The 2,344-nt window shown below is 57.7% G+C and carries 2 protein-coding genes and 1 pseudogene; all 3 read right to left on the bottom strand.

What is annotated here, in order from left to right:
* A pseudogene (locus VMU57_RS06635) lies at window positions 1–250 on the bottom strand (antibiotic ABC transporter permease); the annotation flags it as partial.
* A complete protein-coding gene (locus VMU57_RS06640; RefSeq protein WP_325381849.1) occupies window positions 250–1,365 on the bottom strand; it encodes an ABC transporter permease in 1,116 nt (371 codons plus the stop codon). The pseudogene VMU57_RS06635 and the gene VMU57_RS06640, both read right to left, overlap by 1 nt.
* On the bottom strand, window positions 1,362–2,344 hold a 983-nt coding region (locus tag VMU57_RS06645), incomplete at its 5' end, for an ABC transporter ATP-binding protein (protein WP_325381850.1). The genes VMU57_RS06640 and VMU57_RS06645, both read right to left, overlap by 4 nt.

Consider the following 2,344-nt stretch of genomic DNA (forward strand, 5'->3'; position numbering starts at 1 on the left):
GGACCGGGCGCAGCAGATCGAAGCTGGGCGCGCCGGCAAAACGAGCGATGAGCTCGCGCGAGGCTTGTCCCTGGTCCTGGTTGTAGACGACAAAGGGAACATGTGTGAGATCGAATGTTGCCGCATAGCCAAAGACCAACAGTTGAATGATCGGCGGGCCGATCAGGACGGCTCGGCTTGCCGGATCGCGCAACAGTGCCAGAAGCTCCTTGACGGCGAGCGCGAATACGCGTTGGAGAATCGCCCGCATCAGTCCAACCTCTTACGAAACCGCAATACGGAGAGGCCCAGAAAGACCACACAGAGGATGGCCAATCCCAGCGCATTGGGCAAAAGGACGGACCACATGGCGCCCGCCAGAAAGGTAGTTTGCAGCATGGCTACGAAGTAGCGGGCTGCCACGATGTGGGTCAGAACCTGAATGACCTGCGGCATGGAACGAATATCGAACAGGAATCCCGAAAGAATGAACGCAGGAAGGAACGTGGTAACAATAGCCACCATGGCGGCGACAAACTGGCTGCGCGCCAGGACGGAGATCGCCAATCCCATGCCAAGGGCGGTGAGCAGGAAGAGTGCGGCAGTACCAAAGAGCACCGCGAACGAGCCACGCAGCGGAACCTGGAATAAGAAGACCGCCATTGCAGTGGACATCATCATCCCGCCCATCCCCATGACAAAATATGGGATCAGCTTTCCCAGCAGAATTTCCGTTTTGGCGACGGGCGTAACCATAATGCCTTCCATCGTGCCGCGCTCCCACTCTCTGGCTACAACCAGTGCTGTCAACAACCCTCCGATGAGCGTCATGATGATGGCGATCAGTCCGGGAATCAGATAGTCACGGCTGGCGAGCGCAGGGTTGAACCACACTCGCGTATCCGCTACCGCGGGCGCTGCGAGATGCCCACCCTGTGCTGTCGCCTCCTGCTGAAGCCAAACTTGCCATGTTCCACTGATGTAGTTCTGAATGATGCGAGCCTGATTGGCATCGACGCCGTTCACGGTAAGATGAATCGGAGCGCTCCCGCTACTCAAGGCAATCTGGGAAAAATCGCTGCGCAGCCAAAGAATGGCTTCGGCTCGGCCATGCAACAATGCCTGCTCCGCAGATGCTTGATCCGGATAGAGGATGGGGTGAAACCACTGGTTGCGTTGCAACTCCGCAAGGAAAGATGCTGTGAGATGCGTTGGCTGGTCAACCACCTCCGCAATGGAGATACTTCGGGCGTCGAGTGAGACGCCGTACCCGAAGATCAACAGAAGCACTAGGGGCAGCACGAAAGCAATGGCGATGCTGGAAGGATCGCGGACTATTTCATAGACCTCCTTCCGCATCAAACCTTTTATACGCATCCAGTTCATGAGGCCCTCCGGCTCACGCGCTCATGTTGCTCAATCAGAGAGATGAAGGCATCTTCCATGCTCGGTTTGGGATGGTCTGCACTGCGGACCCTTGCCTTGATCTCTGTCGGCGTTCCTTCTGCAAGCACTTCTCCCAGTGACATCAGGACCAAACGGTCGCAGTACTCCGCCTCTTCCATGAAGTGAGTGGTCACCAGACAGGTTGTTCCAGCTTCCGCGAGTGCATTCACACGCGCCCAGAATTCACGGCGCGCCAAGGGATCGACGCCGGAGGTCGGCTCGTCGAGAAACAGGATGCCTGGCTCATGCATCAAAGCGCAGGCCAGAGCGAGACGCTGTTTGTATCCCAGGGGCAACTCCGCGGCGTTCATGGCGATGTAGTCTTTCAACTCAAGTTCTTCGAGTGCCCACGCCATCCGCTCTTTCTTGCGGCTGTTCGCAAGGCCATAGACAGTGGCGAAGAAGGTTAAATTCTGCTGGACACTCAAAGCGCCATACAGGGAAAATCGTTGCGACACATAACCGATGCGCGCACGAGCCGCCGCTTTTCCTGTGCGGAGATCGGCTCCGGCGACTCGCAGCGTTCCTGATGAGGCTGGCAGCAGTCCGCAGAGCATCCGGAAGGTTGTGGACTTTCCGGCTCCGTTGGCTCCGAGCAGCCCAAATATCTCTCCCCTGTGCACTGAAAAACTGACATCCTTCACCGCAGCGAAGGTGCCAAAATAACGGGACAGGCCCTTGACCTCGACAACCGCGGCATGATCGCCTGCGGAACTCCGGTGCGGTAGCAGCGGGATGGAATGATGCGAAGTTCGCTTGAAGAGAAGACTGACGAATGCATCTTCCAGCCTGGCCGCAACCGGTTTCGGGGGACCGTGAACGGCCAGGCCCGGAGGTAAATGCGGCGCTTCAACCCTTTCCATCACGATGCGCAATCCCTCACCATGGATCGCCGTATCGACCACGCCGGGCAAATGGG

It is taken from the genome of Edaphobacter sp., assembly GCF_035532915.1.
Taxonomy (GTDB): domain Bacteria; phylum Acidobacteriota; class Terriglobia; order Terriglobales; family Acidobacteriaceae; genus Edaphobacter.

What these genes read in the sequence shown, in the direction of transcription:
- VMU57_RS06640 (WP_325381849.1), bottom strand. Translation starts at nt 1,365, where the DNA reads ATGAACTGGATGCGTATAAAAGGTTTGATGCGGAAGGAGGTCTATGAA.